Genomic DNA, 7167 nt, shown 5'->3' on the forward strand with positions numbered 1-7167 from the left:
TCTCAATGATATAATATATATTTTTGATTTAAAATCATACTCTTCCTGTTTTCCTTTTAAACACATGATAAAAGTCATTTTACCACAATTAAACCTCTCCTATATTTGTCACATGAAGAAACTCATAGTATTCATAGTAGTTTTATTTTTTGCAAAGCCTATTTTCCCTATATTAGACTTTGTAATTAACTATGATGCTATACAGGAACTGTGCATAAATAAAGACAAACCCGAGATGCAGTGCAACGGTTCTTGCCACCTCAAGAATGAACTGGCAAAAACAGCTCAGGATGACAATCCGTTTACCCACAAAAAAACCACTACTTTTATATCAGAAATATTATTTTTTAACCCGTTTCAATGGGAATTGCAAATACCTTTAATTACAGATTATAAAGAATCCGTTAAAGGCATATATCAAAACAAATATGCTTATCTTCCCGTTTTTGATTTTTCAAAACCACCTCTCACATAACCTTAAATATTTATCGAAAAAAACAGCACATTTTATATTAAATGACGGTGTTTGTATCTCACTTTTAATTATTTAAGACTTATAATAATGAAAAAAATAATATATTTTACCCTTGCTGTTATTGCAATGGGTATTACAGCTGCTTGCAGCTCAGATGACAATCCAAATGAATCTGTAAATCCCATAATACCTCCTGCAAAAGAAATAATTTCCAAAACAGAAAGTAATCTTACATTTATAATAAAGAATAAAGAGGGTAGATTTACAGGTGATGCAACCAATAAGGTTATTGTAGAAATAATCGACAATATTGATTCTCAAAACACAGTATTTAACAATACCCGTATGGGAATTACAATGCATATGACAATGGCAAATGGTCATAAAATGTCCCATTCGGCTCCTATTACGCAATTGAAGCCCATTCAGGGAACAACAAATGTTTTTGAAGGCGAACTAATGTTTACCATGGCTGGAACAGAACCTGGTGTTAACTATTGGGTATTGGAAATAGAAACGCAAACCAAAGGACAGACCATTAAAACCAAAATCGATTTAATGGTATACCCAAGAGGTGAATCTGAGCTAAAAACTTTACAGAAATTCCAATACAACGGAAACACCTATCTAATTGCAATGCACGAAATAGAACATATAAAAGTAGGCGACAACTCATTTTTATTATCGGTATATCAAAGTGATAATCACGGAGCAGAATTTCCATACGCTAAAGATTTTACAATTGAAATAGATCCTCGCATGCCAACTATGGCAAATCACGGTGTAGGAAAAATTTTACCGCCGTTACAATATAGTTCTGCCACAGAAAAGTATGAAGGCATTATTACTTTTAACATGACAGGGTATTGGTATATTAATTTACTGGTTAAAAATAATGCTAATGAAATCATCGCAGGGCAATTTGTTGAAGCCGACAGTCAGATAAACAGTGACTTCTATTTTGAAGTTGATTTTTAACCTGCTGAACAAACTAAAAAATGAATCTTTTTATCATCCCCTTAAAGATGTTAAACTACTTTTTATATACAACTGGTGTGTTTTTTGCCCTGCAAATAGCTATTGCAGGGCAAAACACCTCAGAACCAAAAGATACCCTTCAGAATAATTCTCTTAATGAAGTAGTTATCATACATTCTAAAAACAAAAAATTGACAGCTCCAAAATCACTCGGTTCTGTAGATGAATATCTGGCAAATAAAGAAGGTATAGTTATCATCAGAAGAGGTGCCTATGCTTGGGAACCCATGATTAACAATATGGCTATTGAACGTACCAGACAGACTATTGACGGAATGCAGATTTTTCATGCTTGTACCGATAAGATGGATCCAATTACTTCTTACGTAGAGATTAACAATCTCGAAAGTGCTGATGTCACTTCCGGATCGCAAGGTTCTTTATTCGGCGCTACCTTAGGAGGAAGCATCAACTTAAAGACTAAAAAGCTTCTTTTTACAGAAAAAGACAGTTTTAAGGGAAAAATAAGAACAGGATATGAAACCGTTAGTAAGCACAAAATAATTGGTGGAGATTTAAATTTTACTTCTAACAAACTCTCTATCAACGGCTCTATTCTTCATCGGGATGCTGACAATTACAGAGCAGGAGGCCATAGTGAAATAAAAAACTCTCAATTTAGTAAATTAAATGCCTCCGGTAATATTGGTTTTAAATTTAACCCACGTAATACTTTAGAGGCTGCTGCTATTTATGACAAAGCTACAGATGTAGGATATCCGGCTCTTCCGATGGATGTTTCGCTGGCAGAAGCTCTCATCACTTCGCTTACACATATTTATACTCCTGATAATCCATGGATAACAAAATGGGAAACCAAACTGTATTACAATGCCATCACTCATCGTATGGATGATGAAAACCGTGCAGAAGTATTTATAAGAATGGATATGCCTGGTTGGACCAATACCTACGGTGTGTATTCTGCCGTTTCAGCAACGATTGCAGAAAAGCATCATATCCATGCTGTAGCAAATGCATTTTACAATAAATCTCTTGCCGAAATGACAATGTTTTCAAATCAGCCTCAACGGAGCGACATGTTTGCTTATACATGGCCGGATGTAAAAACAGCCTACGGAGGAATTACTTTCAAAGACCACTGGCAAATTAGTGATAATCAAAGCTTGCTTATTACAGCTGGAATCGGAACAAACAAAAATCATGTAAGCAGAGAAGGTATTAACCAATTGAGTATATTTTTAAATGACGATACCTTTAAAGCGAATAAAACAAGATTAACAGGTAATTTAGCGGTCAATTTTGAAAAAACAGATAATACATGGCTGTACGGAGCGGGAATTGGTTATGGCAACCGAGCTCCTTCTGTATCTGAGGGCTATGGATACTACTTATTCAACAGCGGAGACCAATATGATTATATCGGAAATCCGAATTTAAATAATGAATCCACTTACGAGGGTAACGTATTCGTAAAATACCTTACTCCTGCCTTTTCAAGCAAACTCTCCGGTTCGTTCTTTTACCTCAGCAACTACATCATAGGAGTAATCACTCCCCCGTTCAATGCGATGACACATGGCGGAAAGGGAGTTAAAATTTACAATAACATTTCGTACGCCGTCCAAGCTTCAGCGGACTGGAATTTTACTTATAAAATTACTCATCAGTGGATGCTTACGGGTGGATTAAGTTGCAGTTACGGCAAGGATAAGGACGACAATACACTGCCATTCATAGCACCTTTTGTATACAAAGCTGCAATCAATTTTAACTGGAAAAATTTAAAAACTCAGTTAAGTTTAAGAGGAAATACCGTTAAAAATGATGTTGCAAAAGTGTATGGAGAAACCCGTACTCCTGCATTCGCTGTTTTAGATTGGAGTGCAAACTATGATTCTTATGCAGTAAATAATGTATTGAATACCTCCATCGGCATTGAAAATATATTAGATACTGCTTATACTACTTATTCTGATTGGAATCACATTCCCAATCCCGGCAGAAATTTTTATATTCATCTGACGTATTCATTTTAAAGCTGAACTAATATCTGTCGCATCAATAGCATACGGCAGATATTAGTTTTTTATTTCGAAAACAAATCTAAAAACCAAAATCCATATTTCTCTATTTCTTTATTCTGTTTAGGAGCATTATACGTTTTATAAACAACCTCTCCCCTCTGGTAGGATACTGCTTCTTTAAACATAGGTCCGTCAAAAACAAAGGTGTGAAACTCTCCGTTTTCTCCGCAAGGATCAACTCCTTTTGGCAAATCGCTCACAAACTGCCGATCTATTATACGTCCGACAAAACTTTTATCTAAATACTGCTCATTTACACAAACCACTATTGCTTTTAAGCCGCTTTCAATCATTTCATGAATCAATTGAAAAGTATTTTTACCCCATAAAGGAAAAATGCCCTTCATGCCCACCTTACTGAGCTGCTGTTCTCTAAAAGCTTTTAAGTCTTCCAGCAAAATATCTCCAAAAACGCTGTATTTAATTTTTTGTTCTAAACATTGATCCAGTTTTGCTGACATGATTTTTTCATATTCCTGCATCGAAGTATTTTCAGGCAAATAAATGATTTCTAAAGGTAGACCCAAACAGTCAGCCTGGCTTTTCAAAAGTTCTTCTCTAACACCATGCATCGAAACTCTCCCTGCTTGCTCGTTTACTGTAGTTACCAGCTTTGCAATTTCAAACTCTCCTTTTGCTTGAATCTGATACAAACTGTAAGCCGCATCTTTTCCACTACTCCAGTTCAAAAAAGCTCTTTTTTTGTTCATCTACATTCTTTTATTCTGTTCAAAAGTGTTATTCCTCCTTTTTCTTAAATATAGAACCGATTTCTTTCCCGATTTTCTGAACTACTTCTATTCCTTTAGTCAACGGTTCTGTCGAAATATCTATATAATTCTCTTCGTTAAAAGTATTGATCTGCTGCGGATAAATAACAAAATGGCTGTTAAGCGGAAAGTACTTTTCAAGTTTTGTAGGCAAACCATCCAAAATCCCCATATGCGAAGCTGCTCCTTTTCGGGCAGAAATCAACACGATTAAATCATCTTTGTGAATCGCACCGGACAATACAAAAAAGTCTTCCCACTCCGTAAACAGTATCATGTGGACGGAAGCACTCAGTTTAGTTTCCTGCAATAATTTTTCAACTGCATTTCTAGTGTTTTCATTACAATACAACGAAATAGAAATACTCAGTTCCTGAGCCAGTCTTGCCATTTTATCAACCCATAAGGCAAATCCTTTTTCTCTTTCTGCCAATGGAGGAGCTACAATGACAATTTTTTTATGCAAAGCCAATGGTTTTTCCAAATGGCAAATAAAAGTAGTTTTTTCTGTATTGTTTAAAATACTGTTTATTTTTTCTCCGATTAACTTATCAAAAAAACCAGAACGGCGAGGCCATCCCAACACAATAAAATCTGCCATGATTTCTCTCGAAACCCGTGCAATTCCGCTTGCCGTATTATGATCAATTGTCGTTATAACATTGACATTGGTTTCGGATGCCGAAGCTTGTTTTACAAAGGCTTCCAGCTTATTTCTGGTTTTTAAAATATTTATTTCTGCTTCGTCGTTATTTGATACGACAGAAAGGATAGAAATGGGGTTAGGTGATTTTTTATCTTTGATAAGTATTGCAAACTCTAAAAGTTTTTCAATATTGGACATATCGGCAATTGGCAACAGGATATGTTCATCAGATGCGCCATTTGTTTTAATAAGCTCCTGTGTATCGTCTTCCGATGCTAAAATTATTTTTTTACTTGCTTTTTCTGTGGCAAAGGACGCCACCACGCAAGTTATCAAAATCAGAATAATGGTTCCGTTTAAAATATTTTCATCCAATATCTCTGCTTTATATCCAACTAAAATCACCGCTAATGTAGCCGCAGCATGTGCACCGCTCAGTCCGAAAATAAGCTGTCTCTGAGCTCCAGAATACTTAAATGCTAATTGTGTAAACAAGGCGGCAAACCACTTACCGAACAATGCTACAACTGACAGAGTCCCCGCAACAATCAAAGCCATTGGTCCGCTTAAGATAACACTGACATCTACAAGCATTCCTACGCTGATAAGGAAAAACGGAATAAACAGAGAGTTTCCCATAAACTCAATCCGATTCATCAATGCAGAGGAATTAGGAATGAGTTTGTTTAACGCCAATCCGGCAACAAACGCTCCGATAATAGGCTCAACACCTGCCACTTCTGCTAAAAAAGCAGCAAAAAACACAACAGATAGTACAAAAATATAATGAGAATGTTTTTCGCTTTCCAATTTTTTAAAAAACCACTTTGCCACTTTTGGAATAATCAAAAACATAATAGCAGAAAAAATAGCTAACGATACAATTAATCTTAGCCAGAATTCCTTATTAAGACTTCCCTGACTGTTTCCCATAATTACAGCCAGAATGATCAGTACGGCAGTATCCGTCAAAATAGTTCCTCCTACGGTAACAGCTACTGCCTGATTTTTTGAAATCCCGAGTTTACTGACAATAGGATAAGCAACCAACGTATGTGTTGCAAACATACTAGCTGTTAAAAAACTGGCATTAAAATCATACCCTAAAAAATAATAACAGACTGGAAAACCAACTCCCAATGGAATAATAAATGTAAAAAAACCAAAGAGCAAACTCTTATTTCGATTCGATTTAAAATCGTTCATATCCAATTCAAGTCCTGCTATAAACATAATATACAGTAATCCTATCGTTGAAAATAAATCAATCGCTGAGTTTTTTTCAAGCATATTGAGCCCGTATGGACCTACAATCACTCCAGCAATAATCAATCCTATAATTCCTGGGATATTCAGTTTTCTGAGCAATATAGGAGACAACAATATGATAAATAGAATTAACGAAAAAACCAATACCGGATTTTCCAGAGGAAATTGAAATTCGCGTAATAAATGCTTAAAAAAATCTACCATTATATCACTTTAGGTTGAGTTATTTTCAAAAGTAATAAAATATTTTAAAGAGATTTATTTCCTCTTCTAAAAGTTTATTGCCTACAGAAACTTTAAAAAATATATTTTCAAGTCATCTTCATTCTCCAAAAACACTGCAACAACCGTTGCTAATAATTAAAACCCTACCAAAAAATATTAGCTTGATAAAATACTATTGTATTGAATGTTTGCTTTTTTATTTTGCAGGTAATTATTTTTAATATAGCTTGATTGGTCTTCTTCTGTATTTACTAAAGAGTATCAGGTAATAATTCTATTTGATGAATCAAACGCTTATCAAGAATATTTTTGAAAAAATAATCAAAGAAATTCAATCAGTAATTACGCTACTCTACCTCTTTACGGTGGGAATCGGAATGCTTTTCAATTATTATAAATACACCGAATTCGGTATTAACATTTTTGATTATGCCGGTATATTTGATTTTTTAATCGCTCCTTTTGCGGATATTAAAATACCCGTTGTGCATTATGAATTAAAGAAGAGAAAAGTTGTTCATTTGATTTAAAATCAGTAAATTGAATTAACTACAAAACCATTTACAATGAACAACTTAGGTGCAAATTACGAAAGAATTTTGGAAGTTTTACGAAAAATATCAAATGAAAATTTATTGCCCTACCAAAGACGAACACCAAAATTGAAGGATTTGGAATTGATAAGTCTTGCTTTAA

The 7167-nt window shown here is 34.6% G+C and carries 6 protein-coding genes and 1 pseudogene; 5 read left to right on the forward strand and 2 right to left on the reverse strand.

Features of this window, described 5'->3' with window-relative positions; genetic code table 11:
• Nucleotides 1-112: 112 nt before the first annotated feature.
• The 3 genes from C8P70_RS12185 (at nt 113) to C8P70_RS12195 (ending at nt 3513) form a co-directional block, all read left to right on the forward strand.
• Nucleotides 113-475, forward strand: a complete 363-nt coding sequence (locus C8P70_RS12185; protein ID WP_133713596.1) for a hypothetical protein — start codon at nt 113-115, stop codon at nt 473-475.
• Nucleotides 476-562: 87 nt separating this feature from the next.
• Entirely contained in the window at nt 563-1453 is an 891-nt protein-coding gene (locus tag C8P70_RS12190; protein ID WP_133713597.1) for a hypothetical protein, read from the forward strand.
• 20 nt (nt 1454-1473) lie between these two features.
• Complete coding sequence (locus tag C8P70_RS12195) at nt 1474-3513, forward strand: TonB-dependent receptor (RefSeq protein WP_133713598.1); 2040 nt, start codon at nt 1474-1476, stop codon at nt 3511-3513.
• Nucleotides 3514-3563: 50 nt separating this feature from the next.
• Here the strand turns inward: C8P70_RS12195 and C8P70_RS12200 are convergent, their stop codons facing one another.
• Together C8P70_RS12200 and C8P70_RS12205 are read right to left on the reverse strand one after the other, a co-directional pair.
• Nucleotides 3564-4271 (reverse strand): Dph6-related ATP pyrophosphatase, encoded by a 708-nt coding sequence (locus C8P70_RS12200; RefSeq protein ID WP_133713599.1) that lies wholly within the window; start codon nt 4269-4271, stop codon nt 3564-3566.
• 28 nt (nt 4272-4299) lie between these two features.
• Nucleotides 4300-6450 carry a cation:proton antiporter gene (locus C8P70_RS12205; RefSeq protein WP_133713600.1) on the reverse strand — a complete coding sequence of 717 codons (2151 nt, stop codon included), beginning with the start codon at nt 6448-6450 and terminating at the stop codon, nt 4300-4302.
• Nucleotides 6451-6752: 302 nt separating this feature from the next.
• Here C8P70_RS12205 and C8P70_RS12210 point away from each other — a divergent pair, with 302 nt between their 5' ends.
• Both C8P70_RS12210 and C8P70_RS14345 read left to right on the forward strand, forming a co-directional pair.
• Nucleotides 6753-7001 (forward strand): hypothetical protein, encoded by a 249-nt coding sequence (locus C8P70_RS12210; protein WP_133713601.1) that lies wholly within the window; start codon nt 6753-6755, stop codon nt 6999-7001.
• Nucleotides 7002-7037: 36 nt separating this feature from the next.
• Nucleotides 7038-7167 (forward strand): annotated as a pseudogene (locus C8P70_RS14345) (IS982 family transposase); the annotation flags it as partial.

It is taken from the genome of Myroides indicus (assembly GCF_004364575.1).
Taxonomy (GTDB): Bacteria; Bacteroidota; Bacteroidia; order Flavobacteriales; family Flavobacteriaceae; genus Flavobacterium; species Flavobacterium indicum_A.

What these genes read in the sequence shown, in the direction of transcription:
- C8P70_RS12185 (WP_133713596.1), top strand. Translation starts at nt 113, where the DNA reads ATGAAGAAACTCATAGTATTCATAGTAGTTTTATTTTTTGCAAAGCCT.
- C8P70_RS12190 (WP_133713597.1), top strand. Translation starts at nt 563, where the DNA reads ATGAAAAAAATAATATATTTTACCCTTGCTGTTATTGCAATGGGTATT.
- C8P70_RS12195 (WP_133713598.1), top strand. Translation starts at nt 1,474, where the DNA reads ATGAATCTTTTTATCATCCCCTTAAAGATGTTAAACTACTTTTTATAT.
- C8P70_RS12200 (WP_133713599.1), bottom strand. Translation starts at nt 4,271, where the DNA reads ATGAACAAAAAAAGAGCTTTTTTGAACTGGAGTAGTGGAAAAGATGCG.
- C8P70_RS12205 (WP_133713600.1), bottom strand. Translation starts at nt 6,450, where the DNA reads ATGGTAGATTTTTTTAAGCATTTATTACGCGAATTTCAATTTCCTCTG.
- C8P70_RS12210 (WP_133713601.1), top strand. Translation starts at nt 6,753, where the DNA reads ATGAATCAAACGCTTATCAAGAATATTTTTGAAAAAATAATCAAAGAA.